Source organism: Pseudomonas sp. 32_A, assembly GCF_017490905.1.
Classification (GTDB): Bacteria; Pseudomonadota; Gammaproteobacteria; order Pseudomonadales; family Pseudomonadaceae; genus Aquipseudomonas; species Aquipseudomonas inefficax.
In genome coordinates, this window is sequence record NZ_JAFGYI010000493.1 from 1 (window position 1) to 243 (window position 243).

At 61.7% G+C, this 243-nt stretch carries 1 protein-coding gene; it reads right to left on the reverse strand.

Annotated elements, in window-relative coordinates:
* A partial coding sequence (locus J5M58_RS27570) for an amino acid permease (protein ID WP_207880683.1) occupies positions 1-243 on the reverse strand: 243 nt, incomplete at both ends.

The window sequence follows — 243 nt, forward strand, 5'->3', positions numbered from 1 at the left end:
GGATCATCGATGTGGCCAGGTAGATCAGCGACAGGTAGGTGCTGTTGGAAAACAGCGTGATCACCAGGAAGATCTGCACCATGGCGTTGGTCAGCCACAGGGCGTTGGCCGGCACATGGTTGGCGTTTTCCTTGGCCAGAAAGCGCGGCATGGTCTTGTCCCGCGCCGTGGCGAAGAGGATCTCGGCGCACAGCAACGCCCAGGACAGCAGCGCGCCAAGCAGCGAAACCGCCAGGCCGATAC